The sequence below is a fragment of the Faecalibaculum rodentium genome, assembly GCF_001564455.1.
Taxonomy (GTDB): domain Bacteria; phylum Bacillota_I; class Bacilli_A; order Erysipelotrichales; family Erysipelotrichaceae; genus Faecalibaculum; species Faecalibaculum rodentium.
In genome coordinates this window covers 286,294-312,885 of sequence record NZ_CP011391.1, presented here as the reverse complement: position 1 = coordinate 312,885, position 26,592 = coordinate 286,294, and the positions used below count along the sequence as shown (strand labels likewise).

General features: G+C 55.1%; 22 protein-coding genes and 2 rRNA genes. 9 read left to right on the top strand and 15 right to left on the bottom strand.

What is annotated here, in order from left to right; genetic code table 11:
• Positions 1-7: 7 nt before the first annotated feature.
• Together aalo17_RS01440 and aalo17_RS01435 are read right to left on the bottom strand one after the other, a co-directional pair.
• A complete protein-coding gene (locus aalo17_RS01440; protein WP_067554617.1) occupies positions 8-601 on the bottom strand; it encodes a precorrin-2 dehydrogenase/sirohydrochlorin ferrochelatase family protein in 594 nt (197 codons plus the stop codon).
• Position 602: 1 nt separating this feature from the next.
• A complete protein-coding gene (locus aalo17_RS01435; RefSeq protein ID WP_067554614.1) occupies positions 603-1,682 on the bottom strand; it encodes a 6-phosphofructokinase in 1,080 nt (359 codons plus the stop codon).
• 289 nt (positions 1,683-1,971) lie between these two features.
• Here aalo17_RS01435 and aalo17_RS01430 point away from each other — a divergent pair, with 289 nt between their 5' ends.
• A complete protein-coding gene (locus tag aalo17_RS01430; RefSeq protein ID WP_067554611.1) occupies positions 1,972-3,327 on the top strand; it encodes an ATP-binding protein in 1,356 nt (451 codons plus the stop codon).
• A 198-nt stretch (positions 3,328-3,525) separates the two neighbouring features.
• On the opposite strand, the gene aalo17_RS01425 is transcribed toward aalo17_RS01430, so the two are convergent.
• Positions 3,526-3,903: a DUF488 domain-containing protein gene (locus tag aalo17_RS01425; RefSeq protein ID WP_067554608.1), complete on the bottom strand. Its 378-nt coding sequence runs from the start codon at positions 3,901-3,903 to the stop codon at positions 3,526-3,528.
• On the bottom strand, positions 3,896-4,642 hold the full coding sequence (locus aalo17_RS01420; protein ID WP_067554605.1) for a hypothetical protein: 747 nt from the start codon (positions 4,640-4,642) through the stop codon (positions 3,896-3,898). The genes aalo17_RS01425 and aalo17_RS01420 overlap by 8 nt, the downstream gene beginning before the upstream one ends.
• Before the next feature lie 123 nt (positions 4,643-4,765).
• On the opposite strand from aalo17_RS01420, the gene aalo17_RS01415 reads away from it, so the two are divergent.
• Both aalo17_RS01415 and aalo17_RS01410 read left to right on the top strand, forming a co-directional pair.
• A complete protein-coding gene (locus aalo17_RS01415) occupies positions 4,766-5,260 on the top strand; it encodes a GAF domain-containing protein (protein WP_067554602.1) in 495 nt (164 codons plus the stop codon).
• A 215-nt stretch (positions 5,261-5,475) separates the two neighbouring features.
• Entirely contained in the window at positions 5,476-6,744 is a 1,269-nt protein-coding gene (locus aalo17_RS01410; RefSeq protein WP_067554599.1) for a peptidoglycan bridge formation glycyltransferase FemA/FemB family protein, read from the top strand.
• Between the two features lie 68 nt (positions 6,745-6,812).
• Here the strand turns inward: aalo17_RS01410 and aalo17_RS01405 are convergent, their stop codons facing one another.
• The 4 genes from aalo17_RS01405 to aalo17_RS01390 form a co-directional block, all read right to left on the bottom strand.
• Positions 6,813-7,457 (bottom strand): TMEM175 family protein, encoded by a 645-nt coding sequence (locus tag aalo17_RS01405; protein WP_067554596.1) that lies wholly within the window; start codon positions 7,455-7,457, stop codon positions 6,813-6,815.
• A gap of 237 nt (positions 7,458-7,694) precedes the next feature.
• A complete protein-coding gene (locus tag aalo17_RS01400) occupies positions 7,695-8,969 on the bottom strand; it encodes a galactokinase (RefSeq protein ID WP_145907411.1) in 1,275 nt (424 codons plus the stop codon).
• Positions 8,956-9,975: an aldose epimerase family protein gene (locus tag aalo17_RS01395; protein WP_067554590.1), complete on the bottom strand. Its 1,020-nt coding sequence runs from the start codon at positions 9,973-9,975 to the stop codon at positions 8,956-8,958. Before aalo17_RS01395 ends, aalo17_RS01400 begins: the two co-directional genes overlap by 14 nt.
• Complete coding sequence (locus tag aalo17_RS01390; RefSeq protein ID WP_067554587.1) at positions 9,962-11,443, bottom strand: UDP-glucose--hexose-1-phosphate uridylyltransferase; 1,482 nt, start codon at positions 11,441-11,443, stop codon at positions 9,962-9,964. The genes aalo17_RS01395 and aalo17_RS01390 overlap by 14 nt, the downstream gene beginning before the upstream one ends.
• Positions 11,444-11,674: 231 nt before the next feature.
• Between aalo17_RS01390 and aalo17_RS01385 the strand changes: the two genes are divergently transcribed.
• The 3 genes from aalo17_RS01385 to aalo17_RS12755 all read left to right on the top strand — a co-directional run bounded on the left by aalo17_RS01385 (position 11,675) and on the right by aalo17_RS12755 (position 13,336).
• Positions 11,675-12,661, top strand: coding sequence for a LacI family DNA-binding transcriptional regulator (locus aalo17_RS01385; protein ID WP_067554585.1), 987 nt, complete (start codon positions 11,675-11,677; stop codon positions 12,659-12,661).
• A 213-nt stretch (positions 12,662-12,874) separates the two neighbouring features.
• Positions 12,875-13,150 carry a hypothetical protein gene (locus aalo17_RS01380; protein WP_067554582.1) on the top strand — a complete coding sequence of 92 codons (276 nt, stop codon included), beginning with the start codon at positions 12,875-12,877 and terminating at the stop codon, positions 13,148-13,150.
• A 9-nt stretch (positions 13,151-13,159) separates the two neighbouring features.
• Complete coding sequence (locus aalo17_RS12755) at positions 13,160-13,336, top strand: hypothetical protein (RefSeq protein WP_158507669.1); 177 nt, start codon at positions 13,160-13,162, stop codon at positions 13,334-13,336.
• A 242-nt stretch (positions 13,337-13,578) separates the two neighbouring features.
• Here aalo17_RS12755 and galE read toward each other — a convergent pair whose 3' ends face one another.
• Genes galE through lacG form a run of 4 tightly spaced genes read right to left on the bottom strand, consistent with a single transcriptional unit; the run spans position 13,579 to position 18,094 of the window.
• Positions 13,579-14,601, bottom strand: a complete 1,023-nt coding sequence (gene galE, locus aalo17_RS01375) for a UDP-glucose 4-epimerase GalE (protein ID WP_067554579.1) — start codon at positions 14,599-14,601, stop codon at positions 13,579-13,581.
• 4 nt (positions 14,602-14,605) lie between these two features.
• Entirely contained in the window at positions 14,606-16,306 is a 1,701-nt protein-coding gene (locus tag aalo17_RS01370) for a PTS transporter subunit EIIC (RefSeq protein ID WP_067554576.1), read from the bottom strand.
• Between the two features lie 46 nt (positions 16,307-16,352).
• A complete protein-coding gene (locus aalo17_RS01365) occupies positions 16,353-16,667 on the bottom strand; it encodes a PTS lactose/cellobiose transporter subunit IIA (RefSeq protein ID WP_067554574.1) in 315 nt (104 codons plus the stop codon).
• A 26-nt stretch (positions 16,668-16,693) separates the two neighbouring features.
• Complete coding sequence (lacG, locus tag aalo17_RS01360; RefSeq protein ID WP_067554570.1) at positions 16,694-18,094, bottom strand: 6-phospho-beta-galactosidase; 1,401 nt, start codon at positions 18,092-18,094, stop codon at positions 16,694-16,696.
• 232 nt (positions 18,095-18,326) lie between these two features.
• On the opposite strand from lacG, the gene aalo17_RS01355 reads away from it, so the two are divergent.
• The 3 genes from aalo17_RS01355 to aalo17_RS01345 all read left to right on the top strand — a co-directional run bounded on the left by aalo17_RS01355 (position 18,327) and on the right by aalo17_RS01345 (position 21,757).
• On the top strand, positions 18,327-19,094 hold the full coding sequence (locus tag aalo17_RS01355) for a DeoR/GlpR family DNA-binding transcription regulator (protein ID WP_067554567.1): 768 nt from the start codon (positions 18,327-18,329) through the stop codon (positions 19,092-19,094).
• Positions 19,095-19,745, top strand: coding sequence for an HAD family hydrolase (locus aalo17_RS01350; RefSeq protein WP_067554564.1), 651 nt, complete (start codon positions 19,095-19,097; stop codon positions 19,743-19,745). It abuts the gene before it with no gap.
• A gap of 221 nt (positions 19,746-19,966) precedes the next feature.
• Complete coding sequence (locus aalo17_RS01345; RefSeq protein WP_067554561.1) at positions 19,967-21,757, top strand: oleate hydratase; 1,791 nt, start codon at positions 19,967-19,969, stop codon at positions 21,755-21,757.
• Positions 21,758-21,976: 219 nt separating this feature from the next.
• On the opposite strand, the gene aalo17_RS01340 is transcribed toward aalo17_RS01345, so the two are convergent.
• The 3 genes from aalo17_RS01340 to aalo17_RS01330 all read right to left on the bottom strand — a co-directional run bounded on the left by aalo17_RS01340 (position 21,977) and on the right by aalo17_RS01330 (position 26,583).
• Positions 21,977-23,269 carry an alpha-amylase family glycosyl hydrolase gene (locus aalo17_RS01340; RefSeq protein WP_158507667.1) on the bottom strand — a complete coding sequence of 431 codons (1,293 nt, stop codon included), beginning with the start codon at positions 23,267-23,269 and terminating at the stop codon, positions 21,977-21,979.
• 227 nt (positions 23,270-23,496) lie between these two features.
• Positions 23,497-23,603: ribosomal RNA gene (gene rrf / locus aalo17_RS01335) — 5S ribosomal RNA — on the bottom strand.
• Positions 23,604-23,698: 95 nt separating this feature from the next.
• Positions 23,699-26,583: ribosomal RNA gene (locus tag aalo17_RS01330) — 23S ribosomal RNA — on the bottom strand.
• Positions 26,584-26,592 lie beyond the last annotated feature (9 nt).

Here is a 26,592-nt window from a genome sequence, read left to right as displayed (position 1 = left end):
GACTCCCCTATTTTTTCTCTGTCTCTCCCTCACACACCGCATCCGCCTCCATCACCCGCTTCGTGAGCCCATTGAGCACCCGACTTCGCTGTTTCTGATCCGGATACACCCGCTTTACCAAGGGCCGCAGGGCCTTCATCACCGCCAGAGATGCTTCCACATCCCTGGGCAGTACCTCCCGGATCCTCTTTTTCAGCTCTCTGGCTGCGGCAGGACTGGCCCCATCCGTGGAAACTGCAACAGTCAGATCTCCTTCGGTGATCATGCTGCCGAAATAAAACCCGCACAGATCCGGTTCATCCACCACATTCACCGGCAATTGGTGTTTTCCGGCATCCGCCGCCACCTGTGCATTGAGGCAATAATCATCCGTGGCAGCTACGACCATATCCATGCCCTTCAGATCATCCTCGCTGTATTCCTTTCTACGCACCGTGACAGAGGGCATCTCATCAAAGGCGGTGTCCACATCCGGTGCGACAACAAAGAGCCTTGGGCCAAAGGGCTCCAGGGCTTTTGCTTTATGCAGGGCAATCTGACCGCCGCCGACAATGAGCACCGATTTCTGTGAGAGATCCACAAACATCGGAAATGCCGGCATGTCAGTCTCCGAAACTGATCCCCAGCATACGGGCTTCGTTGATGATCGTCGAATCCGGCTGCACGAGCTTCAGCTTGCCGGCGGCATCTTCCAGGGGAACCCGGACAATTTCCCGGTTTCTGTATGCCACCATGAACCCGAAGGCACCTTCGCAGATCATACGCCCGCCTTCAGATCCCAGACGGCTGGCAAAAACCCGGTCGTAGGCATCCGGCATGCCACCGCGCTGTGTGTGCCCGGGCACCGTGACGCGGACTTCCCGCCCCGTGCGTTCTTCGATCTCCGCCGCGAGTTTGTAGGACACCGACGGGAACATGTAGTTCTGCAGCTGCTTCTTGTATTCCTTCTTGGACAGCTTCTTGTCCTCCTGGGAAATGGCGCCTTCGGCCACCGCCAGGATCATGAACCGGCCGGCGTTGTTGGTCTTCTTCTTCTCAATGACCTCCACGATCTTGTCCATGCTGTAGGGGATCTCCGGCAGCAGAATGATGTCCGCGCCGCCGGCAATGCCTGCATTCAGCGGCAGCCAGCCGGTTTTGTGCCCCATGATCTCCACAATGAACACCCGTCCGTGACTGGATGCCGTGGTGTGGATCTCGTCGATTGCCCTCGTGGCAATGTCCACCGCGGACTGGAACCCGAAGGTCATGTCCGTTCCCCAGAGATCGTTGTCGATGGTCTTGGGCATGGCGATGACATTCAGTCCCTCCTGGGAGAGCAGGTTGGCGGTCTTCAGGGAACCGTTGCCGCCCAGCACCACCAGACAGTCGAGCTCCAGCTCGTTGTAGGTATGTTTCATCATCTCGACTTTGTCGTTGCCGTTTTCATCCGGCTTGCGGATGTCCTTGAACGGTACCCGGCTTGTGCCGAGGATCGTCCCGCCGACGGTGAGGATTCCCGTGAAGTCATCCCCTGTCAGCATTCTGTATTTGTTGTACATGAGGCCCTTGTACCCATCCTGGAATCCGTAGAATTCAAAGGGTTCCTTTGCGTTGTGGGCCACAGATTTGTAAATTGCACGCATGGTGGCGTTCAGGGCCTGGCAGTCGCCGCCGCTGGTCAGCATTCCGATTCGAAGCATATGAGTTCCTCCTTCAGCCTCTTTGATTTGAGCGTTCAATGTCTTCTTCATTATAGACCGCCGGAAGGCGTTGCGCTTCCCTCAGTCACGGATCCTGAGGTATTTGCCAGTAGGGGATTGCGGGATCGGCGGAAAACTGGCTGGTTACCGTGGGCGCTGTCACAGGTGCATGCAGGCTCTTTTTAGAAAAATCAGTAAAATGACTGATAATTCCTGAGAAAAAGCAGTAAAAATACTGATTTTTCCATAAATCAGAGATGTTCTAAAAGAAGTGAAGGCGGTGTAATTTATGCTGAAACGAAAACTGTATCAGGATTTGCTGGAGTGGAAAAACAGACGGGCCAGGTCCAAGGCGCTGTTCCTTATGGGTGCCCGCCAGGTGGGAAAATCCACACTGGCCAGACATTTCGGCGAGCAGAACTATGACGCTGTCATCGAAATCAATTTCTATAACGATCCTGGAGCTGCCAGGATTTTCCGTCAGGGAGCAGCGGAAACGATCCTTACTCAGCTGACTGCCTACACCGGGCAATCCATCATCCCGGGAAACACGCTGGTGATTCTGGATGAGATTCAGGAGTGTCCTGCGGCAAGAACCGCCATTAAGTTTCTGGTCGAAGAAGGGTCCGCACATTACCTGGAAACGGGATCTCTTCTCGGGATCCAGTATAATCCGGTCAAATCTCTGCCGGTAGGATTTGAGGAACAGCTCAATATGTATCCCATGGATTTTGAGGAGTTTCTCTGGGCGCTGAACTATCCGCTGGAAACCATACAGTATCTCAAAGACTGCTTTGAAAGAAGACAGGCGGTGCAAGGTGCGGTTCATGACCGGATGCTGCGAATCTTTGAAACGTATATCGTGGTGGGTGGAATGCCTGAAGTGGTGCAGACCTATGTCAGTACCCGGGACATTACAGAGACCGTCTATATTCAGAAACAAATCCTGTCCCTGTACCGGCAGGATATTTTCAAATACGCACAGGGGCTCATGAGTTTGAAAATCCGTCAGATTTTCGATTCCATTCCCTCTCAGCTGGACGACAAAAACCGCCGGTTCCGTCTCAATGCGCTGGGAAAGGGACAGCAGATGCGGGGCCTGGAAAGCAGCTTTCTCTGGCTGGAAGAAGCCGGCGTCGCCCTCCCCTGCTACAATACATCGGCACCTGTATCTCCTCTCCGTCTGAATGAAAAAAGAAACCTGTTCAAACTGTTCCTGAATGATACGGGTCTGCTGACTGCCATGAGCCTTGGCAATATTCAATTCGAGCTCCTGCAGGGAGAACTGGACATCAATTCCGGCAGTATTCTGGAGAACGTCTTTGCCCAGGCGCTGGCATCGAAGGGACTGGATTTGTTTTATTATGATTCCAAGTCCACAGGAGAACTGGACTTTGTTGTGCAGAACGGAAAAGACATCGATATTCTGGAAATCAAATCAGGAAAAGACTATAAAAAGCACAGGGCTCTGGACAAGGCACTGCAGGTAAAGGACTGGCAGTTTCAGCGGAAAATCGTCTTCTGCAAAAGCGACGTGAAAGCAGAAGGAGAAATACTGTATCTGCCATTTTACATGATCATGTTCTACGCACTGAAAGAACAGCAGCGGCTGATCTGGGACCCGCTGGTTCCGGATTTCAACTGAGCGCACAATGTATGAATCACTCCTGTCAATTCAGGAAAAAGCAGTAAAGTCACTGATAATTCTCGGAAAAGAGCAGTCATTTTACTGCTTTTTTTGACCGATACAGGAACAGACCTGTACCGGTAACCCTGCCTGCAAAGAAAACGGACAGCCTGCCCAACAGGGATCAGCTGCCCGTGTGTTTCTTTGTGTGCTCTGTCAGGACCGGTCCAGTCCCGGCTTTTGGTCCAGCCACTCCTTCAGCACCACCGCATTGTTGTGAGCTTCGTCTTTGCTGGCAAACAGGAGCGTTACATTCCCTTTCTCCAGCAGGTCCTTCACATGGCTGGCAAAGACCCTGGCGTCGTCAGAGGCATCCAGCTGTGCCAGATACTTCTTTTTGAATTCCTCAAAACTCAGTTCTCCCTCATGGAACGCCCTGCGCAGTCCGCTCTCCGGGGCAATGGACTTGTCCCACTCCGTCAAGTCAGCCTTCACCTTCGACTCTCCCCGCGGCCACAGCCGGTCCACCAGGATCCGCGCCCCATCCTCTTCAGATTCGGGCTCATAGCTCCGCTTCAGTTTCAGTTCATGCATCCTGTCTCTTGTCTCCTTTCGTGTTCCCAAGCGTTTCCCCCAGACGGCGGTTGATGGCCTCCAGGTTTTCCTCCAGCTGCCGGAACCGGTGTCCATTGACCCCCGAAGGATGAGGAAACCCCGAAACGATCCGCTCAGCCGGGAGCACACCGGACAGCCGCAGCTGTTCATCCACCGACTTGCCCAGGGGAATGAACACCGCCTTTGGATAGGCCGCCAGGATTTTCTGCAGCTGTCTGTCACAGATTTGTGTCAGCATGGGGGAGCGGGAAATCTTCGGAGCGTGTCCCGTATAGTTCTTTCCGTTGCGGAATATGGGATACGGCAGAAGGGCCGTATTATCCATCAGCCGGCAGTCCGGATCGAACAGCGTCCGGCAGCTGTCAATATGCAGAAGAGCCGGCAGTTCTGTCCGGTCGGCGAGCTCGATGAGATTGCGCCGCATGGAGCGGCCGAACCGGGCCTGGATCTTGGCCTGGCGCAATACATCTTCGTCCGGGAGTCCCTGCAGCTCCTTGACCAGGTCAAAGGAGAGCTTCATCTGTTCAAACCCCGGGCAGATACCGACAAACACCACTCTGGCGTCCGGATCCATGTAGTCTGTATGCGCGGCATAGTATTCCTCGAGGCCCATGGCCGGTTCACTCTGCATCTTCAGCGGGGCCATGGTATCTTTGGTCAGTTCGGATATGGTGTCCATCACTGGTCTGTACCGGTCAAAATTCGTGCAGTCTGTCATGGTCGCTCCATTGGTGGTCTCTCCGTCTTCTGAAGAAAGTATAGTAGCGTACCGGTCCTTCTGACAGTTTCCTGCCTGCGGCCTTTGTGCAGCCAGGACCGCCTGCTGTGGTATAACGGAACCATGAACAACACACCAGACACACTCCTGGTTGCACAGGCACAGGCCCTGTGCGACACCCCTCATTCCCTGTCCGCCATCTGCAACATCCTGGCCCTGATTTACTGGTCGGCTGACTCCATCAACTGGGCCGGTCTCTACTTCACAGACCCTGACGGCTCCCTGTACCTGGGGCCCTTTGTCGGCAAACCCGCCTGCATGGAGATTGCTGCGGGCACCGGGGTGGTCGGAACCTGTGCTTCCCGAAAAGAGCCTCTGCTCGTCCCGGACGTTCATGCCTTCCCGGGTCACATCGCCTGTGACAGCGAGTCGAGATCGGAAGCCGTGTTCCCGCTGATGCAGGATGAGACTGTCATCGCGGTGCTGGACATTGACTGTCTGCAAACAGACGGGATCACACCGGACCAGTTCCGCTCGTTCCAGACCATTGCCGGACTGATTGCAGATCTGCCTGCCAAAGAGGGAAACCTCCGATCCGGGATCTCTTCAGCCGACTGACGACAGCCGGCTTTTTGATGCTCCGATCCGTCAGGAAAGCCGTATGACGGTCTGTACTTGCCGGACTGGCTTCTGCGCTTTTTGTTTTCTTTCAAACTGTGGCATACTAAAGTCATACAGCAATATATGAGGTCGACCTGCGGCTGGCTGACAATTCCAGCCACGGCTGTCCGCCCGCATAAGATATCCGCCCGCATAAGATAATGGAGGCATCCATGCAAGCCAGGGAAATCAGCAAAGCAATCTATACAGAGTTCCTGCAGCGTCATTCGCTGGACAATGTCTGGCAGACCACTATGATGGGTGATATGCAGGAGGCACGGGGCAGGCACGTCCTGTATCTGGGCATCTTCGACGATACCGATACCCTCACCGGGGCCACAAACGTTGTGCTGGAACCTTCGCACTTTGGCGCACTGCATGCCGGCAGCCCGCGCGGCCCCATCCTGGACTATACCGGATCCCAGGTCACCGCCTCCCTGCAGGCTGTCCGGGACTTCCTGAAACAGAAGCATGTGATGTACTGGACTCTGAATCCGTACGCCGTTTACGAGAAACACACCCTGGATGGCAAAGCCGTCCAAGGATCCCGCTGTCAGGGCATGTACGACCAGCTCATGGCCGCAGGCGCCCGTCACAGGGGATTCGTGCATGGTATCGACAACTCCACAGAACCCCGGTGGATGTATGTGATTCCCACAGACTTTGACAGTCCGCAGGCAATGCTCGATTCCTTTGCACACAAATGTTCCCGCAGCATTCGCCGGGCCATGGACTTTGGCGTCCGGGTCCGGGAACTCTCTGAACAAGAACTCCCCCTGATCGACGAAATGTTTTCCCATGCCGGGGACAAGCATGAGTTTTCCTGGAGAAGCGACGACTATACCCGACGCCTCTGGAATGCCTTCCATGACTCCGGCGCAGTGAAGTTTCTCGTGGCGGAAATCAGCCTGCAGGACTACACGGGCAGGCTGCAAAAAACACTGGAAACACTCCGGCAACAGCAGGCAGAAACAGAGGACAGTATTGCCCGCATCCGTTCGAAGAAAATGCTCAACCGCTTGAAGGAAATCGAACAGAAAACCGCCTCTGTCCAGAAGCACCTGGAAGAAGCCGAAACCTTTGAAGCGGACGGCCCTGTGCTCAAGCTCGCCGCAGGGATTTTCTTCGACTACGGCCAGGAAGTCATCTGCCTGATGAGCGGCTACGACGAACGATATGCCTGGTTCTGCGGTCCCTATGCCATGCACTGGCAGATGCTGAAACACTGCCTGGAGCAGGGATATGCGAGATACAACCTGTATGGCATTTCCGGTGAATTTGGGGATGATGCCGTCGACAGCGGTGTCTACGCCTTCAAGAAAGGATTCAACGGAGAAATCTGGGAACTTCCCGGAGATTTTGAAATCCCCGTGGATCCCGTCCGATACAGCCTGCTCAGGGTGGCAAGGAAACTCAAAGGCATTCGACACCGGACATCATGACATCACAGCGAAAAGAGCCGGATCTCACACCCGGCTCTTTTCGTGTTTTTGGATCCCGCTCCTGCAAATCACGTCTTGCTGCCCTCTTCGTCTTCCTGTGCAGCCAGGGCTTTCTTCACCGCTTCCTTCTTCCCCGTCAGGTGCGGCAGGCGGGTGTCCCAGAACAGGCGGAACGTCAGCACCACAACTGCGAGCATGATGCAGACACTCATGGCCGGCGGCCAGACAAAAACACACAGCAGGAGCCCGACGATCTTGATCAGCACGTCAATGACTGTGGTCCGCGCAGGGAGCAGAAACAGGGTGCGCAGCACCGGCTGGCTGTGGTCCCGGTTGATGGAGCCAGTCAGGGCAATGTTTGAAACCGTGATGCACAGCACGACCACACCATAAAACACCTCTGCCACCACGGAATTCATGTCCTGTCCCACCAGTCCCGTCGCAAAGGGAAAAAAGGAACTGAAGAAGAGCGACACAAGCATATAAAACAGGGACCGTTCGGAGACCACTTCCACCTTTCCCCAGGCCATGTAGGAGGAAATCCACATGAGTCCCAGCCAGAAAAACGAGGCGGCGTAGCACACAAATCCCGGAATCATCCGGGCGATGTTCTGCCAGCTGTCAGGATCGGGAATGTTGAAACTCAGCACCAGGATCGTCATGACGATCGCCAGCACTGCATCGTAAAATGCCAGAAACCGGCTGGAGTTCATGGGACGGGACCTCCTTGTCGACTGCAGATGACAGTCCTCTTTCCGAAATTATAAAAAAGGGCCTGCCTGCCCTGGAACTTCCCTGCCCGGGACCTGGCTGTCAAAGTCCGTGTCCTCCATCATCCGCAGCAGAACAGGATCTGCATCCGTCACCCTGACCGGGACACAGAAAACGGAGAGGGCCTGCAACAGACACCTCTCCGCTTTTTCCTGTCAGTTCTGATCCGTGGTCTTTTTCTACAGTACCTGGTGGCCGCCGTATTTCCGGATCTTCAGGACGTGACAGCTGCCTTCGCCGAAGCAGCTCTCCATGAGGTCCCGGAAGGCGGGCACTTTTTCATCCGGCACAAAGGCCTGGATCGTACCGGCAAATCCGCCGCCGTGCACGCGGCTGGCACCGGTTCCTTCCAGCGCCTGCTGGGCCAGCGCCAGGCCCAGGGCCACTTCCATCTGACGGTCGGCCCCTTTCGGGAACACATTCTGCAGGTACTCGAAGGACGAGTTTCCCGACGCATTGATCCCCGCCAGAAACGCCTCGAAATCATCGGCCTTCAGCGCATCGACAATCACCGGCACCCGTCTGTTTTCATTGAAGAAGTGAATGGCGCGCAAAACGGCCCGGTCGCCGCAGGTTTCCCGCAGCTGCGGCAGCGCCGCGTAGAAACCGGCTTCCTTCACATCCCGGAGCACTTCCTGCCCCATGGCCCTGGCCACAGTCTTCATTTCCGAGGGAATCGCCGCATACTCATCCGTCAGATCCGCATGGGAGCCCTTTGTGTCGACAATGCACAGGGAGTGGCCGTATTTTGCAAAGTCCACCGGGATGGGTTCGATCACCGGCTGTTTCGGGTCCTGGAAGTCGATCGTCACCAGCCCGCCGCAGGCACAGGCGCACTGGTCCATCAGGCCGCAGGGTTTGCCGAAGTATTCGTTCTCGGCATACTGCGCAATTTTGGCGATTTCCGGCAGCGGCACGTCGTTGCCGTTGTAGAAGCCATTGAGGATGCAGCCGATGAGCACCTCGAAGCTGGCAGAGGAGGACAGCCCCGCACCCGCCAGAACGTTGCTGGTCACAAAGGCCTTCATGCCCCCGATGTGGTATCCGTCATTCACGAATCCCTGGTACACGCCTTTGATCAGCGCCTCGCTGGTGCCTTCCTGCGCCGGGTCTTTTTCCAGATCCGAGACAGAGAGCGTCTCAATGGGGAACGCATCACTCATAACCTCGATCACATCGTCGGCTTTTGCTGCCACGCCAATGGAATCCAGGTTCACGCTCGCTGCAAGGACACGCCCGTGCTGGTGATCGGTGTGGTTTCCCGACACCTCGGTCCGGCCCGCCGCGGTGAACACCGAGACCTCCAGGTCCCCGAACCGCTGGATGAAGGACGTCAGGGCATAGATATAGCGGTCGCGCTCCATGTCCAGTATGTCTTTGTCTCCGTAGAGATCCAGCAGCAGGTCATCACAGGACCCGTTTTCAAATTTTGTCTTCAGTTCACTGGCTTTCATGATCTGTCTCGAACCGGAAGGACGTCCATTCCTTCCAGCTTTCTCCTTTCTTTACGATTGTTTTCGACTGTTCGTTCCGGATGTTGATGTCATCCGCTGGATAGGACGTTTCGATGCACACAGCTGTCTGACGGTTCATGGGCTGTCCGTCTTTTCCGGTCTCCCCCGCCAGGAAGTTGCCGGAGTAGATCTGGCAGACCGGGCAGGAACTGGACACCGTCATGGAGATGCCGGTTTTTTCGCTGTACAGCCGCACTGCATCGGTTTCCCGGTTCAGCAGGAACGGGTGGTCGAGGCCGGTGGCGGTTTCAATCTGCCCGTCGCCGCTTTCCAGCGCCTCGCCGATCCGCCGGCTTTTGCGGAAATCGAATATCGTGCCCGTCACGTCTTCGGTTTCCCCCGTAAACAGGATGTCTCCGTCCACATGGCCATAGGCGTCCGCCTGGATCTGCAGCCAGTGGTCGCCGATGTATGTAGCCTGGCCATCCAGGTTGAAATAGGCGTGGTTGGTCAGGTTTACCAGCGTGGTCCCGTCGGGTGTTGCATCGTATTCGATCACCAGTGTCGATCCTTCGATGCGGTATGTCACCGCCACATCGAGGTTCGCCGGATAGCCCTCTTCTCCATCCGGAGACTGCAGGGCGAAGGTCACGCTGTCTTCGGTCGTTTCTGCCACCGTGAAGGGCCGGAATGCGAAGCCCTTCTCGCCCCCATGATTGCTGTTGGGACCGTTGTTAACCGGGAGCTGATATGTGGTGCCTTCCAGCGTGAACCGTCCCTCGCGGATGCGGTTGGCTGTGCGGCCGATGATGGCACCGAGATAGCCTTTGTATGTTTCGTAATCCGTCAGGGATTCGTATCCAAGCACCACATCCTGCCAGTCTCCGTGTCTGTCACGGACACAAAGGGAAAGAATTGTGGCGCCCAGATCCATGAACGTTGCACGGATCTTATCACTGGCCAGCGTGACCAGGACAAATCCGTCCCATGTTTCAGTTTTGATCATGTTTCACCTGTTCCAGGAACCGCAGTGCGCCCTGGAGTCCTTTTTCGTCTGTTTTGTAGACCCCCGCATCCTCGAGGACCTTCACGAACTTGTCCGTGAGCGCCTGCTGCAGGAAATCATCCATGTCTGTGGTTCCATCCCACCGGGTCTTCAGCTCTTCGATCCAGTGTGCATGCTGAGCAAGCCGGGGATCGTCCGCGACATCCAGGGAACCGGCCAGCACCTGTTCGATGAGCTTCATTTCCTCCTTGAGTCTCGCGGGGAGGATTGCGAGTCCCATGACTTCAATGAGGCCGATGTTCTCCTTCTTCACATGGTGGTGTTCGGCATGAGGATGGAAGATTCCCAGGGGGTATTCCTCTGTGGTGCGGTTGTTGCGCAGCACGAGATCCAGTTCGTAGATGCCGTCTTTTTTGCGGAGGATCGGTGTGATGGCATTGTGCCGCACCCCGTCTGTTTCCCGGAGAATACCGGCTTCCGAATCCTCCCAGGCGATCCAGTCTGCGAGGATGCGGTCTGCCAGGGCAATGAGCTGTTCCCTGTTGTCGGTGCGCAGGCGCAGGGTGGTCAGCGGCCAGTTCAGAAGATCCACAGATACGCCGTCGATTTCAGTATGATGGCGGACTTCGGCATCTTCAATCGGGAAATGGTGATGTCCGCCCTGATAGTGGTCGTGTGTCAGGATCGACCCGCCGACAATGGGGATGTCCGTGTTGGATCCCAGGGAGTAGTGCGGGAACTGATCCGTAAAATCCGCCAGGTGCTCGAAAGTATCGTGGTCCACCCGCATGGGGATGTGCTGTTCGTTGAAGATGATGCAATGTTCGTTGTAGTAGATGTACGGGGAATACTGCATGTAGTATTTGCTGCCGCCGAGATTCAGCGGAATGATGCGCAGGTTCTGTCTGGCGGGGTGACTTGCATGGCCGGCAAATCCCACATTCTCCTTGCACAGCAGACAGGCCGGATATCCCGTGGACTTCTGACTGCGGGCGGCTGCGATTTCCCTCGGATCTTTTTCCGGCTTCGACAGGTTGATGGTGATCTGCACGGGGCCGTACTTCGTGTTTCTCTCGAACTTGATGTTTTTGTCCGTCCGGTCCTTGTGGATGTAGTTGGAGCGGATGGACAGGTCGTAGAACCAGTCGGTGGCCCTGGCGGGGTCCTGTGCATACAGGGCCTGGAACCGCCGGATGACCTCCCCTGGACGGGGCATGACGATGTCCATGATCCTGGCATCCAGCAGATCCCTGGCTGTCACGGTGTCTTCCATGAGTCCGCGCTTCACTGCCTCGTCCAGCAGACGGTTCATGATCTCCGGCAGGGGGGCTGAAGCTGTCTCCAGTTTCGCAAATGACGGTTCCTGGAACAGGTCGATCAGTTTATTGGCACAGTAGTCAGTCTCTTCCGGGTCGATCATCTGATGATCCAGGGCATACTGAATCAGTTGATTGAGAGTTTCCTGCATACTTGTTTCTCCTTTTTTATCTGTTTGTATTGTAGTAAACTCTACCGTCTCCCGTCAATTCATTTTTACTAAATTCTAATAATTTTTTACTAATATTCCGGTAATCGTAACCGTTTACACGAAGGATATTCACAGTATAATCGTTTCCGTGTATGATTCTCTGGTAAAATATTACCGGTGATGCCTTTCCATGGCATTACTGATATAATCGTTAGGAAAGGCAGGTACTCCATGGCAACTCTCAAAGAAGTGGCGGCTCTGGCCGGCGTGAGCCAGGCCGCTGTATCCCGGTTTCTGAACAACGACCCCCGGCTCTCGCTTCCGGACTCCACCCGCCAGAGAATCCTGGATGCCGTCAATGAACTGGGGTATGTCAAGAAAGCCAGGAAAAACAAAGATCCCAGACGCATCGGGATCCTGCACTGGTACAGCCTGGAGCAGGAACTCGCCGATCCGTATTATCTGTCCATCCGAAGCGGGATCGAGGAATACTGTGCCAGGGAGCAGCTGCAGATCATCCGGATGTTCAAGGCGGATGCCAACATCCGGGAGGTCTTCGGCACCATTGACGGCCTGATCTGCCTGGGCAAGTTCTCCCATGATGAAATGGTCGAATTCACCAGTCAGTGTCCCAGTGTGGTCTTTGTGGACATGAGTTCCACAGATCCTTCGTTCACCACGATATCCTTTGATTTCGAGGCTGCCATGAAAGACGTCATGGACCGGATCGCTGAAAAAGGACACAAACGGGTGGCATTCGTGACTGGCACCGAGTCGCTGAAAGACGAGACGGAGTATCCCGATCCGCGCCTGTCGTTTTTCCGGTCCTATGCGAAGCAGCTGGGATTCGAATACGAACCTTACCTCATGACAGGGCGTTTCAGCCGGGAATCGGGGTATGAAATGGGTCTGAAACTGGCTTTGACGGATCCGCTGCCGACCTGCATCCTGTGTGCCAGTGATCCCATAGCCATCGGGGTCTGTGCGGCTCTGGCCTCCCATGATATCCGCATTCCCAATGAGGTATCCCTGGTGGGATTCGATGACATCGAGGATGTGCGCTACACCAACCCTCCGCTTTCCAGCGTCCGGCTGGACAGCTTCACCATGGGACAGTACGCGGCGGTGCTCTTGAAAATGATGCTGGACAACCCCCATCCCCTGCCGGCATCCATCAAGCTTCCCTGTTCCTTCAGTGACCGGGGCTCCCTTGCGTGAGTCCCGGTTTTTTGTACGCATGGGTCTGATCCGATTCATCCGTAGAGGTGTGGCTGGAAATGAAGTGCAGATGCAAATGTGGCAGAGAAAGGAAGCCAAAACCGGTACAATTGTCCCAATTCCGGCGTCTGCCAGGAAATTTCATCAAAAACAGGGCCTTCTGGCGAATCCAACCAATAGGAGGTACGTTTTGTATGGATAAGAAACAGTCCCATGTGGACACAGAAACAGCCGGATACCTATGTTATCTTCATAGTAGACAAAGACTATCCGGGAGGCGGTCTGCCGCTGTATGAATACGAAGTGCTGCCCAAAGGTCACGAAGTCAGGATGGACTTTGGCCTGCATTTTGTGGTTGTGAATGGCGAATGGCAGGAAAAGGATGAACTGGGGCGGCTGATGGCTGATATGCATGAATCCAATCCCATGAAGATGCACTATCCCGTTCTGGCAAGGCGCTGCCTGGATTTGAAAACGGATGACAAGTAGGTAAGACAGATGTGTGATGCGGTACAGAAGCTCGTGGATGAGAGCCGGGCAGAAAGCCGGACAGAGATCGCCATCAATTTCTTGAGGGAACAGGTTGCACCGGAACTGGTGTCCAAAGCAACGGGTCGTTCCATGAAGCGGGTGCTGGAACTGCAGGCCTCTCTCGGGGACGAATCGGGAGACTGATCATGGTGGAAGATTCCGGCCCCTCCTCTATTGCAGACCGGTTTCACCCGATACAGCTGAATCAGTATTTGAAAGGACTGAGCCACGCAAAGTGACCCAGTCCTTTTTGAAACGTCAATTATTCTAAAACCCGAATCCTTCTTGAAAGACGGTCTGAGAAGCTCAAACGTTCCTCCGCCTTCCGGCCACGAAGCCATTACATGACTGCAGGATGACTGGCAAAAATCTTGGATTTTTCCCAGTCAGTCGGCAGTCTCATACCCGTTCGGGTTCATCGACTGCCACTTCCAGGAGGATGTACACATGTCATCCAGATCATGCTGTGCCTTCCAGCCCAGTTCCTTTTCCGCCAGCGCACAGTCTGCATAGCATTCTGCGATGTCCCCGGCCCTACGCGGTTTGATCTGGTACGGGATCTTCTTCCCTGCCGCCTTCTCGAAGGCATGGATCACATCCAGCACACTGCTTCCCTTTCCGGTCCCCAGGTTGCAGGTAAACACCCCTGCCCGGTCTTCGATCTTCTTCAGCGCATCCACATGACCCCTTGCCAGGTCCACCACATGGATGTAGTCTCGTACGCCGGTGCCATCCGGTGTGGGATAGTCGTCTCCGAACACACCCACTTCCTTCAGCTTGCCCACTGCCACCTGCGCCACATACGGCAGCAGGTTGTTCGGGATCCCCTTCGGGTCTTCCCCGATCAGCCCGGATTCATGGGCACCGATGGGATTGAAATACCGCAGCAGCACCACATTCCACTCCGGATCCGCCGTGTGCAGGTCTGTCAGCACCTGCTCGAGCATCCACTTGCTCCAGCCATAGGGGTTCGTGCAGACACCCTTCGGACAGTTCTCCGTGATGGGGATCTCCGCCGGATCGCCATAGACCGTGGCGCTTGAGGAGAAGATGATGTTCTTCACCCCGTGATCCCGCATGGCTTCCACCAGGTTCAGCGTCCCGCCGATGTTGTTCTGATAATATTCGATGGGCTTCGAGACAGATTCGCCCACGGCTTTCAGTCCCGCGAAATGGATCACCGCATCGATGTCCTCTTTATCAAACAGACTCTGCAGGGCATCCTTGTCCCGCAGATCCACGTTGTAAAACCTCAGGTCCTTTCCGGTGATCTCCTTCACCCGGTCCAGTGCCTTTTCAGAGGAATTCGACAGGTTGTCTGCCACGATCACCTCGTGACCGCTGTTGAGCAGTTCCACCGCTGTGTGACTGCCGATATATCCTGCGCCTCCCGTAACCAGAATCTTCATGGGTTTACTCCTTTGACTCGCTGACAACGAAGTCCACGGCCCCTTCCGGATCCTTTGTCAGGCCGATATACTGCGCACCCTTTGTCTTCACGACCTTGATGCCGTATCTGTCTGCATCGGCTTTGATCTCGTCATACCTGGACTGTACCTGTGGTGACAGGACCACCAGCTGGAACTCATCCAGGATATCCGTGTGAGCCCCGAAGGCTTCCGCCCTGGCAGTGACAGGCAGATGCTTTTCTTCGGCCCCCTTGTTCACCGCATTCGCAAACATCGCCGATGTACCGGCGCCGACACACAGCACCAGAACGCTGAGAGGTTTCGTTTCTTCTGCTGGCGCGGTCGCAGCCTCTGCAGGTTCTGCCTTTTCAGGCACCATGATGGCTGCCGGCTCAGTGTCTGCAGTCTGGCCACCATCGACATCACCTTGTACGGCCTTCTCCGCTTCTTCCTGCACCAGGGTGGAGTCGTACGCTTTCACGAACGGAATATAGATCAGGGCATCCACCGCAATCAGAACCACCGAGCACAGCAGAGCCATGGGCGCCATGCCCGTTCCCAGGAACAGGCCCACAGGAGCCGGGGTTGCCCAGGGAAGGACGTAGATGAAGGAGTTCATGCTCAGGACATCAATGAAGAACTTGAACAGGACCGCATTGGCAATGGGTGCCAGCAGGAAGGGTACGAAGAAGTACGGATTCAGTACGATTGGGGCTGCAAACAGGACCGGTTCATTGACGTTGAAAATCACTGGGATGAAGGATGCCTTGCCCACTGCCTTCAGCTGCTTGGACTTGCACAGCCACATAAACAGGAATGGAACCACCAGGGTGCATCCTGTGCCGCCCAGACAGGCGATAAAGTTGTTGAAGCCGACAGTCAGGGCATGAGAAGCCTGTTCCCCATTCTGCACGAGCATCAGGTTGGCTTCCACATTGGCATAAATCGCAGCAGCCACTGCGGGCTCCACAATGGAGGGGCCATGTATTCCCAGGAACCAGAAGAATGCCATGGCACCGGCAATCAGGCCGAGTCCGAAGTAGGAATCCGCAGCGCTGAACAGCGGGGAGAACAGCGTGATCAGGCTCTCCGCAAAACGGACTCCGAAGAACTGTGTGGAAATGAAGTCAATGGCCACGCAGCAGAGAACCGAGAAAGAAAACGGAAACACGTTCTTGAATACATTGGAGATCACCCCGGGAACTTCCGGCGGCATCTTGATCGTGATGTTCTTCAGGGTACAGAATTTGTACATGTTCGCGGTAATGAACGCCGCAATGAAGGAACACAGCAGGCCCTTGGTGCCCAGGTATGTCACATCGATGCCGCCATCGATTTCCGTGACTGCCAGCATCAGGTAGCCGGATATGGATGCCAGCATGACGGACACAACGTTCATGGTCATGCCTTTGGGCAGTTTCCGGGAGAAGCTCTCTCCCAGGGCCCGGGCGGTAGTTGCGGCTACAAGAATACCTACAATGCCCATGGACAGGTTGTAGACGCGCCACAGCCAGCTGCTGAGTTCAGCCGGCAGCGTCACACCGAATACTTCCGGGAGCGCTGCGCAGAGAATGAAGATGCTGGAGAACAGGATGGCCGGCATGGCTGCCAGGAATCCGTCACGGATTGCCTGCAGATAGGCATTCCCGGCGAGTTTGTTGAAAAAGGGCTTTCCCTTTTCAATAAATCCGATGATTGCATTCATGGTTTTCTCTCCTCGTTTTCTGTCGACTTGTCTCGATGAAGTTCCCTTATTTGTTTCGTCTGTACAGTTCCACCAGGTCGCCGATCACATCCCGCAGAAGGATCGTCGTCATGAGGTGGTCCTGTCCGTGCACGAAGATGAAGCCCATATCCATGTTATCGCCGGAGGCTTCCGCCGCCAGGATCTGTGTCTGGGACCGGTGTGCCAGGTTGATGTTTTCATCTGCGTCCGCCAGCAGGGCGTCCACATTGTTGAAGTTGCCCTGCCGGGCTTCTTTCAGGAGCTGCAGGAGGGTGCTTCTCGCATCCCCGGAGTAGGCCACGATTTCAAAGCCCACCATGTTCATTTCTTCTTTGTTCATGTCTGTTCCTCTTCTTTCTCTTTCTCTTACAGAATGGTTTTGGTTTCCGCCAGGTGTTTGTACCAGTACGCCGATTCCTTGGGATACCGCTCCTGGGTTTCGAAGTCCACGAAGAACAGGCCATAGCGCTTGTTGTATCCGTTGGACCAGGAGAACACATCCATCAGCGACCACAGGAAGTAGCCCTTGACGTTGACGCCGTCTTCGATGGCATCTGCGACAGAGGTCAGGTACTTGCGGATGTAGTCGATCCGGGGTTCATCCATGATGATCCCGTTTTTGAAGTCATCCTTGTACCCCATGCCGTTTTCCGTGATGTAGATGGCCTTGTAATTGGGATAGTCACGCTTGATGCGCATGAGCAGGTCGTAGAGACCCTGGGGATAAATCAGCCAGTCCCAGTCGGTCCGTTCCAGGCCTTCCTTGTAGATCCGTTCTCCAATGCCCTTCACCTTGTAGGATCCGGTTCCCTTGTCGCCGGTGCCGTTGTGGTGAATGGCATTTTCGCCGTTGTAGGCCTTCACAAAGTGGCTGGAATAGTGGTTGATGCCGAGGTAGTCGTTGCGGTCCTTTGCCTTCTCCAGTTCGACGAAGTCTTCTTCCGGGAAGTCATAGGAGGCGTTGTTCGCCGCGCAGATTTCATCCAGGGCTTCCAGCGTTTCCTTCGAGTAGCCGCCTTTGTAGGTGGCATCCAGCAGGAAGCGGATGCTCAGGGCATCGTCCAGGAATGCCGCATGGATGTCTTCCGGTGCATCAGAAGCCGGATACTTGGTTTCCAGGGAGTGCACCACGCCGATCTGCCCGCTGTACCCGTTTTCCTTGAAGAGGTTCACGACCCGTGCATGGGCCACCATCATGTTATGGAGGCAGGCGATGACTTTTGTCAGGTCATATTTGATTCCAGGCGGGAAGATTCCCAGCAGGTACTGGTTGGTCGCGATGGGATAGATTTCATTGAAGGTTGTCCAGTATTCGACTTCCGGATATTCCTCGAAGCAGAATTTCGCATAATCCGCGAAGGCATCCAGCGTGTCGCGGTTCAGGAAGTCCCCCTGGTCAAAGAGTGCCTTCGGTGTGTCGAAGTGGTGCAGTGTCACAAAGACCTTGATGCCGTACTTTTTCGCTTCCGCCAGCACATCGTGGTAGAACTTCACGCCTTCCGGGTTGATGCGGCCGGTGCCTTCCGGAAAGATCCGGCTCCAGGCGATGGAAAGGCGCACACCGTTGACACCGAACATGGAGCACAACTCCAGGTCCTCGGGATATTTGTGGTAGAAGTCACTGGCAGGGTCTGCCAGAAAGCGTCCCTGCTTCTCCAGGAATTCATCCCATGCCACGGGGCCCTTTCCACCTTCTTTTGTCGCGCCTTCTGCCTGATATGCGGCTGTGGCGCCGCCAAAGATGAAATCTTCAGGGAGTTTCTTCATACAGGTTCCTCCTTCTATATCGGTTCGATTTTGTTCGATTTTGTTTCCTGTGTTTGGTTACAGCTACAGTTTACGCAGGTAATAGCGTCCATGTCAACGGTTTCAATCAATTTTTCAAACAAATTATTTCAGATTTTGTTGGAATATACCGGTTTTTCTGTTTATTTCTGTTTGATTGTATTGACGCCAGTGACAGAACACGGTATAAAGGAACTGTGAAAGGAGCAACCAGATGCTGAAACGAGAACGACTGACAAGAATACTTCAGATGGTCAATGAAAAGGGCATCGTGGATACGGCGGACATCATGGAGGCACTGGCTGTCTCCGACATGACGGTGCGCCGGGATCTGGACGAACTGGAAAAAAGCGGCAAGCTCATCCGTGTTCGGGGCGGGGCACAGTCCCTGGACTACAACATCGACTTCGAGCTGTCCCACCTGCAGAAGTCCACGGTGCAGATCGAAGAAAAGCGGGACATCGCCCGCTATGCCGCCAGCCTGGTGCAGGACCATGAAACCATCTTCCTGGGTCCCGGTACGACCCTGGAAATGATGGCTTCCATGATCCCGGACAAGGACATCCGGATCGTGACTCCGTCCCTTCCCGCCTTCGAGGTACTGAAGGAACGCATGGAGGACCGTCTGCTGCTGGTGGGCGGCACGTACCGGTCCAATACGGGCGCCTTTGTCGGCACCCTGACCAACCAGGTACTGCGGGATCTGAAATTCACGAAGGCTTTCATTTCCTGCAACGGCATTGCAGATGACGAAATCACCACATCCTCCATGGAAGAAGGCGAAATGCAGGCCATTGCCTGCCGGAATGCCCGAAGCACCTTCCTGCTGGCAGACAGCCGTAAATTCAACCGGGAGGACTTCTATGTCTACGACCATCTGTACAACATCGACGAACTGATTACCGACAAATCCGTCCCGAAGGACGTAATCGACCACTATGGGGAATACACGAAGATCCTGCAGGTCAAAGGAGAGGAATAAATGAAAGGCGTAATTTTTGATTTCAACGGAACTCTGTTTCTGGACAACGACAAGCATGTGCTGGCATGGAACCGCATTTCACAGGAACTGCGGAACACGGACATCACGGAAGAAGAACTGCATGAAAAGATGAACGGGCGGCCCAACAAACTGATCATCCGCTACCTCAACGGCGGCGTGGAGGACAGTGCACTGGAGGATAAATACTCCCTTCTCAAGGAGGAGTACTACCGGGAGTTCTGCCAGGCAGATACAGAGAATTTCCACCTGATTAAAGGCGCCGAAGAGCTGTTCGACGATCTCACAGCCCAGGGGGTTCCCTTCACCATTGCCTCGGCTTCCATCAAACCCAACATCGACTTCTTTGTAAAGAACTTCCATCTGGACAGGTGGATGGACCCGGATTCCATTGTGTATGATGACGGGACCTACGAAAACAAAGTGGCGATGTTCGGGAAAGCCGCAGAGAATCTCGGCATGCCCCTGGAGGAACTGACAGTGATCGAAGACTCCCTGGCGGGGATCGACAGTTCTGTCAGGGCAGGCATCCGCGACATCCGCCTGCTGGATTCCGGACACATTCAGAACCAGGTGCAGGATGTGGCGCAGATCACGCAGGTGGTGCAGGACATGACGGAAATCAAACGGTGAGAACTTTGACGAATCCTTTATACAGGCAGTAAACAGGACAGATCAGCTTCCTTTGACACAGGACAGCCGGTCTGTCCTTTTCCATGCTGTCTCCAGGACCATTTACAGCAAGGATATTGCCGGCACTCAGACAGATTTCTCACTCTGTCCGGCTGTTATCCGGGGCATGACAACTGACGGCGATTTTCCGGTTTTTTAGAATAAGGCCGAGGTGAAGAAACATGTTCCATTACGGAAGCGGCAACTACGAGGCATTCGCCCACCCGCGGGTGCCAAAGGACATTGAACAGAAACACGCCTATATCATGGGAAGCGGTCTGGCGGGTCTTTCCGCAGCGTTCTTCCTGGTCCGGGATGCGAAAATGCCCGGGGAAAACATCCACATTCTGGAAAAGGACCCCATTCCAGGGGGCGCCATGGATGGCTGGCAGTATCCTCTGCTGGGGTATACCATGCGGGGCGGCCGGGAGATGGACAACCACTTCGAGGTGATGTGGGATATTCTGCGTGATGTGCCTTCCATCGAAAACGCAGACTATTCGGTACTGGATGAATACTACTGGCTGAACAAAGACGACCCCAACTACTCGCTGTGCCGGGTGACAGAACACCAGGGGCAGGACGCCCACACAGACAAGAAATTCGCGGTATCTGACAAAGCCCAGGAGCAGATCCTGAAGCTCTACCTGACGCCGGAGAAGGATCTGGAGAACAAAACAATCGAGGATGTCTTCGACGACGAAGTCCTGGATTCCAACTTCTGGCTGTACTGGCGGACGATGTTCGCATTCGAGAACTGGCACTCGGCGCTGGAGATGAAACGCTACATGCAGCGGTTCGTGCACCACATCGACGGTTTGCCTGACTTGTCTGCGCTGCGCTTCACACGCTACAACCAGTACGAATCCATGATCCTGCCCATGGTGAAATACCTGGAGGATCACGGCGTGAAGTTCGAGTATGGCGTAAAGCTGGAGGACGTGCAGTTCGTGATCCGGGAGGACGAGAAACTGGCGCAGTCCCTCACCGTGAAACGGGATGGCAAAACCGAAACGATTCCACTGACGGAAAACGATCTGCTGTTCCTGACCGTTGGCGGTCTGGTGGAAAACTCCGCCTTCGGGTCCCAGACAGAGCCGGCAAAGCTGGATGACAACCTGTCGGATGACGGCGGCTGGAGCACCTGGAAGAAAATCGCAAAGCAGTCCGATGACTTCGGCCACCCGGAGAAATTCTGCGGGGATGTGGAAAAAACCAACTGGGAGTCCGCCACGGTGGAGACACTGGATGAAGAGGTCTTCCCGTACATCAAGGCCATCACCGGCCGGGATGTGCTGACCGGACATGTGGTCACAGGCGGGATCGTGACCGCAAAGGATTCCTCCTGGCTGCTGTCCTGGACCATCAACCGCCAGCCGCAGTTCCGGAACCAGCCGGATGGCCATGCCCTGGTATGGGTGTATGGTCTGTTCACGGACAGAGAGGGCGACTATGTGAAAAAACCCATGCGCGACTGCACAGGGGAAGAGATCTGCGAAGAGTGGCTGTACCACATCGGGGTGCCGGAGGACAAAATCCATGATCTGGCGGCGAACCACTGCAACACCATCCCCTGCATGATGCCCTTTGTCACAGCGTTCTTCATGCCCAGGCAGAAAGATGACCGTCCGCGGGTGCGTCCGAAGGGGTCGAAGAACTTCGCCTTCATTGGCCAGTTTGCGGAAACGCCTCGGGATACGATTTTCACCACGGAGTATTCCATGCGTACGGGCATGGAAGCGGTCTATGACCTGCTGGACATCGAACGGGCTGTGCCGGAGGTCTGGGGATCTGCCTATGATGTTCGGGATATGCTCAAGGCCGCGGTCCACATGCGGGATGGCAAGCCGCTGACGGAGATGGAGATGAACCCCATCGAGAAACTGGCGGTGAAGGAGATGCTCAAGAAGGTCAAAGGCACGGACATCGAGCTTGTGCTGAAGGAATACGGTGCCATTCCGGAAGAGGACTAGAAACTCCTGTTCTGCATCCGTTCAGTCAGTCTGTCTGATCTGCCGACTGCCGATGGCGGATGGTGACTCCGAACGGCATGGAATACCGGACTGGCTCCGCACATAAAAGAACCCGGAGGTGACGGAAGTCTGCACAAAGACTTCCGACACCCCCGGGTTTTTGTTCTGATCTGGACTTTTCCTGCAGTATCAGACACGGATGTATCCTGGTGCAGGATCCTACAGGCCGCGACGTTCATCTGCCAGAGGATCTTGCACGAGCAGGGGAAGATCGGCGGCATCCACTGTTCCGTTTACAATTCGGACCGGACGGTCAGTAAAGAGATTCCTGTATTCCCCATCAGGGAGTCCGGCGGGAATCCGGTCCGCTTTTTCCTGGAGCTGGAACAGCGCCCGGCAGCCATTGCGGTCCACCGCGAGAGAGCCGGTTTCATCATCCGGGTCATACAGGACAGGTGAGCCGGGTTCAAAGAATGCATTGCGGACTGTTTTGCAGTGGCGGATCCAGTCTTCCGCTTCCGGATCCCGGTTCCAGGAAATGGGGTCCTGATCAAAGATGCTGGGAAGATGGGATTCTTTCTGTTCCTGGCCGTGATACAGCATGGGGAGTCCCTTGAGTGTAAAGAGCAGGGCCGTCCAGTTTTTCCACAGCCTGTCGCTCCAGCTGCATGCCATGGCACGGGGCTGGTCGTGGTTTTCCAGGTACCGGAGCTTGATGTGATTCGGCGGAAGGATGGCATCCTGACGGATGAGGGCTTCTGTCCACTGGCTGACGGGAGCCTTGTTTTCCATCACCAGCAGCTGGTCGGGGAAGGCATCATAGTCGTAGAGCACATCAAATGCTGCATCACTCAGGGCGGATTCGCTTTCCCCTACTCTGCCCTGGTCACGGCAGAACTTGACGAAGGGCAGGTGACAGCTTTCAGCCAGCCAGAACATATCAGGATTCACCGTTTCGCAGGCTTCCCTGGCCTGTTTCCAGAAAGCAGCCGGAACGCGGCTGGCCACATCACAGCGGAATCCATCCACGACGGCCGCAAACTGTTTCAGGGTCTCAATCTGATAGTCCCAGAGGGCGGGCTGACGGTAGTCGAGGTCGACGATGTCGCTCCAGTCTTCCACCAGCGAGCTTCGCTTTCCCTCTGCATTGGTGAAAAACCACTCCGGATGCTGCTGAACCAGGACCGAATCAGGAGATGTGTGATTGTAGACGACATCCACGATGACTTTCATGCCCAGTTCATGGGCTTTGTCGGTCAGGGACTTCAGGTCTTCCCAGGTTCCCTGATTCGGATCGATGGCCCGATAGTCCTGAATGGCGTAGGGACTGCCGTCTGTTCCCTTGCGGTCCTGCAGTCCCGAGGGCTGCACGGGCAGGAGCCAGAGAATGTCGGTACCGAGATTCCGGATGCGTTCCAGGTCGGCTTCGACTTCTTTCAGGGTTCCCTGTTCTGAATGATTTCTGGCGAATACAGAGTACAGCAGTCTGTTCTCGATTTCTCTGTGTTTCATGACTTCCTCCATGGGGCCGGGGCAGTATGCATTCCGGCTTTGCTTCAGCAGTATGATACCAGTGGTCTGCCGAGGCGGGACAGAGGAATCGACGGATGTTGACAGGCTCTCCACAACAAAAAGCCTCCTTTGTTCATACAGATTTCGAACAATCGGAGGCTTCTTAACCAGATGGGCTTGATTTGACGCTTACAAAAAACCGCCTTCCGTAAGGAAAGCGGCTGTGTGAGTGGCCATTTGTTATTTTTGCCTTTCGGCTATCGTCACCGTCTCTGAGCTTGACTTCTGTGTTCGGGATGGGAACAGGTATTTCCTCAGCCCTGTGATGACCACATCTTCCGGAATCGTCTCTTCCAGGTCGCTCCCTGAAAACCATACACGATATGTCTTTCGTTTCCTGTCTTTCCGCAAAGCTGCGGGCTTCTTCTTTAGATCAAGTCCTCGACCGATTAGTGCCAGTCAACTCCATGCATCTCTGCACTTCCATCCCTGGTCTATCCACCTCGTAGTCTTCAAGGGGTCTTACTTCTCTTTTAGAATGGGAGATCTCGTCTTGGGTCCGGCTTCGTGCTTAGATGCTTTCAGCTCTTATCCGTTCCCTGCTTGGCTACCCAGCTATACCATTGGCATGATAACTGGTGCACCAGCGGCAGGTCCATCCCGGTCCTCTCGTACTGAGGACAGCTTCCCTCAGATCTCCGACGCCCACAACAGATAGGGACCGAACTGTCTCACGACGTTCTGAACCCAGCTCGCGTACCGCTTTAATGGGCGGACAGCCCAACCCTTGGAACCGAATCCAGCTCCAGGATGCGATGAGCCGACATCGAGGTGCCAAACCTCGCCGTCGATGTGAACTCTTGGGCGAGATCAGCCTGTTATCCCCAGGGTAGCTTTTATCCGTTGAGCGACGGCCCTTCCATTCGGCACCGCCGGATCACTAATCCCGACTTTCGTCCCTGCTCCAGTTGTCTCTGTCGCAGTCAGGCACGCTTCTGCATTTGCACTCTTCAGTTGGTTCCCATCCAACCTGAGCGTACCTTTGGGCGCCTCCGTTACTCTTTGGGAGGCGACCGCCCCAGTCAAACTGCCCGCCTGGCACTCTCCCCTGTCCCTCTCGGCACACGGGTTAGGGCCCCATACATCCAGGAGTGGTATCCCACCGGCGACTCCACCAATACTTGCGTACTCGCTTCTTTGTCTCCCACCTATCCTGTACATGGCTGTCCAGGACCCAATACCAGGCTGCAGTAAAGCTCCATGGGGTCTTTCCGTCTAGTTGCGGGTAACCTGCATTTTCACAGGTACTAAGATTTCACCGAGTCTGCTGCCGAGACAGCGCCCAAATCGTTACACCTTTCGTGCGGGTCAGAACTTACCTGACAAGGAATTTCGCTACCTTAGGACCGTTATAGTTACGGCCGCCGTTCACTGGGGCTTCGGGTCACTGCTTCACCTCGCGGTTCACAGCTTGCCTTAACCTTCCAGCACCGGGCAGGTGTCACCCCCTATACTTCGCCTTGCGGCTTCGCAGGGAGCTGTGTTTTAGTTAAACAGTCGCTTGGGCCTTTTCACTGCGGCTCTTTCGAGCGCCCCTTCTTGCGAACGTACGGGGCCATTTTGCCGAGTTCCTTGGCAACAGTTCTCTCGCTCACCTTCGCATCCTCTGCGCGCCCACCTGTGTCGGTTTTGGTACGGGCCGTATATGCATTGACACTAGAAGCTTTTCCTGGAAGCTGACCCGATGCGCTTCGCTACTCGCCTTCCGCTTTCGCTTACCCGTCACGCTCTGGTTTCCGTATCCGGATTTGCCTGGATACCACCTGCTTCGCTTGGCCCTCAATCCAGTAAGAGGGTCGCATCTGCCTTCTCCGTCACTCCTTCGCTCCATATACGGGTGCAGGAATCTCCGCCTGCTTTCCATCCGCTGCGCCTTTCGGCCTCACGTTAGGTCCCGACTTACCCAGGGCGGACGAACCTTCCCCTGGAATCCTTGGGCTTTCGGTGTGCAGGATTCTCACCTGCATCTCGCTACTCACACCGGCATTCTCTCTTCCATGCTGTCCATATGCCGTCTCCGTCATACTTCTTCCTGCATGCAACGCTCCCCTACCACATATACTTCCATATACATCCGCAGCTTCGGTACCTGGCTTAAGCCCCGGTACATTTTCGGCGCAGGGCCACTCGACTAGTGAGCTGTTACGCACTCTTTCAAGGATGGCTGCTTCTGAGCCAACCTCCTAGCTGTCCGTGCGTCCCCACATCCTTTTCCACTTAGCCAGTATTTTGGGACCTTTGCTGGCGGTCTGGGCTCTTTCCCTCTCGACCATGGACCTTATCACCCACAGTCTCACTGCCGGATTCCTCCCAGTCGGCATTCGCAGTTTGATCGCATTCAGTACCCCGGGATGGGGCCATCATCCGTTCAGTGCTCTACCTCCGTCTGTCATCCTCCGACGCTAGCCCTAAAGCTATTTCGGGGAGAACCAGCTATCTCCGGGTTCGATTGGAATTTCTCCCCTAGCCACAGGTCATCCGCTAACTTTTCAACGGTAGTCGGTTCGGTCCTCCACAGAATTTCACTTCTGCTTCAACCTGCCCATGGCTAGATCACCCGGTTTCGGGTCTGCTCCATACTACTCTTACCGCCCTCTTAAGACTCGCTTTCGCTTCGGCTCCGTCCTTTCCGACTTAACCTCGCACCATGGAACAACTCGCCGGTTCATTCTACAAAAGGCACGCCATCACCCTTTGACGGGCTCTGACTTCTTTTAGGCACACGGTTTCAGGTTCTCTTTCACTCCGCTCCCGCGGTTCTTTTCACCTTTCCCTCACGGTACTCGTTCTCTATCGCTCACACTGTATATTTTGCCTTGGCGGATGGTCCCGCCTGCTTCCGACAAGATTTCTCGTGTCCCGCCGTACTCAGGATACCGTCTCATGCTTCACACACTTCGCTTACGAGGCTTTCACTCTCTCTGGCTGTACTTCCCTGTACATTCTGCTGTGTCTTTCGCACTCTTTTGACGGTCCTACTACCCCGGATCTCTCCGGTTTGGGCTTTTTCCCCTTTCGCTCGCCGCTACTCGGGGAATCACTGTTGTTTTCTTTTCCTCCGGGTACTTAGATGTTTCAGTTCCCCGGGTACCTCTCCCTTTCGGGATGACAGCCTTCTGGCTGCCGGGTTCCCCCATTCGGACACCGACGGGTCTTTGCCTCCTTACGGCTCACCGTCGCATTTCGCTGTTTGGCACGTCCTTCTTCAGTACAGTGTGGCCAGGCATCCTCCCTGCGCCCTTCCTTGCTTGATCTGATTCTCT

Excerpts from the sequence above, each read along its gene's own strand:
- aalo17_RS01440 (WP_067554617.1), bottom strand. The coding sequence starts at position 601 with ATGCCGGCATTTCCGATGTTTGTGGATCTCTCACAGAAATCGGTGCTC.
- aalo17_RS01435 (WP_067554614.1), bottom strand. The coding sequence starts at position 1,682 with ATGCTTCGAATCGGAATGCTGACCAGCGGCGGCGACTGCCAGGCCCTG.
- aalo17_RS01430 (WP_067554611.1), top strand. The coding sequence starts at position 1,972 with ATGCTGAAACGAAAACTGTATCAGGATTTGCTGGAGTGGAAAAACAGA.
- aalo17_RS01425 (WP_067554608.1), bottom strand. The coding sequence starts at position 3,903 with ATGCATGAACTGAAACTGAAGCGGAGCTATGAGCCCGAATCTGAAGAG.
- aalo17_RS01420 (WP_067554605.1), bottom strand. The coding sequence starts at position 4,642 with ATGACAGACTGCACGAATTTTGACCGGTACAGACCAGTGATGGACACC.
- aalo17_RS01415 (WP_067554602.1), top strand. The coding sequence starts at position 4,766 with ATGAACAACACACCAGACACACTCCTGGTTGCACAGGCACAGGCCCTG.
- aalo17_RS01410 (WP_067554599.1), top strand. The coding sequence starts at position 5,476 with ATGCAAGCCAGGGAAATCAGCAAAGCAATCTATACAGAGTTCCTGCAG.
- aalo17_RS01405 (WP_067554596.1), bottom strand. The coding sequence starts at position 7,457 with ATGAACTCCAGCCGGTTTCTGGCATTTTACGATGCAGTGCTGGCGATC.
- aalo17_RS01400 (WP_145907411.1), bottom strand. The coding sequence starts at position 8,969 with ATGAAAGCCAGTGAACTGAAGACAAAATTTGAAAACGGGTCCTGTGAT.
- aalo17_RS01395 (WP_067554590.1), bottom strand. The coding sequence starts at position 9,975 with ATGATCAAAACTGAAACATGGGACGGATTTGTCCTGGTCACGCTGGCC.
- aalo17_RS01390 (WP_067554587.1), bottom strand. The coding sequence starts at position 11,443 with ATGCAGGAAACTCTCAATCAACTGATTCAGTATGCCCTGGATCATCAG.
- aalo17_RS01385 (WP_067554585.1), top strand. The coding sequence starts at position 11,675 with ATGGCAACTCTCAAAGAAGTGGCGGCTCTGGCCGGCGTGAGCCAGGCC.
- aalo17_RS01380 (WP_067554582.1), top strand. The coding sequence starts at position 12,875 with ATGTGGACACAGAAACAGCCGGATACCTATGTTATCTTCATAGTAGAC.
- aalo17_RS12755 (WP_158507669.1), top strand. The coding sequence starts at position 13,160 with ATGTGTGATGCGGTACAGAAGCTCGTGGATGAGAGCCGGGCAGAAAGC.
- galE (WP_067554579.1), bottom strand. The coding sequence starts at position 14,601 with ATGAAGATTCTGGTTACGGGAGGCGCAGGATATATCGGCAGTCACACA.
- aalo17_RS01370 (WP_067554576.1), bottom strand. The coding sequence starts at position 16,306 with ATGAATGCAATCATCGGATTTATTGAAAAGGGAAAGCCCTTTTTCAAC.
- aalo17_RS01365 (WP_067554574.1), bottom strand. The coding sequence starts at position 16,667 with ATGAACAAAGAAGAAATGAACATGGTGGGCTTTGAAATCGTGGCCTAC.
- lacG (WP_067554570.1), bottom strand. The coding sequence starts at position 18,094 with ATGAAGAAACTCCCTGAAGATTTCATCTTTGGCGGCGCCACAGCCGCA.
- aalo17_RS01355 (WP_067554567.1), top strand. The coding sequence starts at position 18,327 with ATGCTGAAACGAGAACGACTGACAAGAATACTTCAGATGGTCAATGAA.
- aalo17_RS01350 (WP_067554564.1), top strand. The coding sequence starts at position 19,095 with ATGAAAGGCGTAATTTTTGATTTCAACGGAACTCTGTTTCTGGACAAC.
- aalo17_RS01345 (WP_067554561.1), top strand. The coding sequence starts at position 19,967 with ATGTTCCATTACGGAAGCGGCAACTACGAGGCATTCGCCCACCCGCGG.
- aalo17_RS01340 (WP_158507667.1), bottom strand. The coding sequence starts at position 23,269 with ATGAAACACAGAGAAATCGAGAACAGACTGCTGTACTCTGTATTCGCC.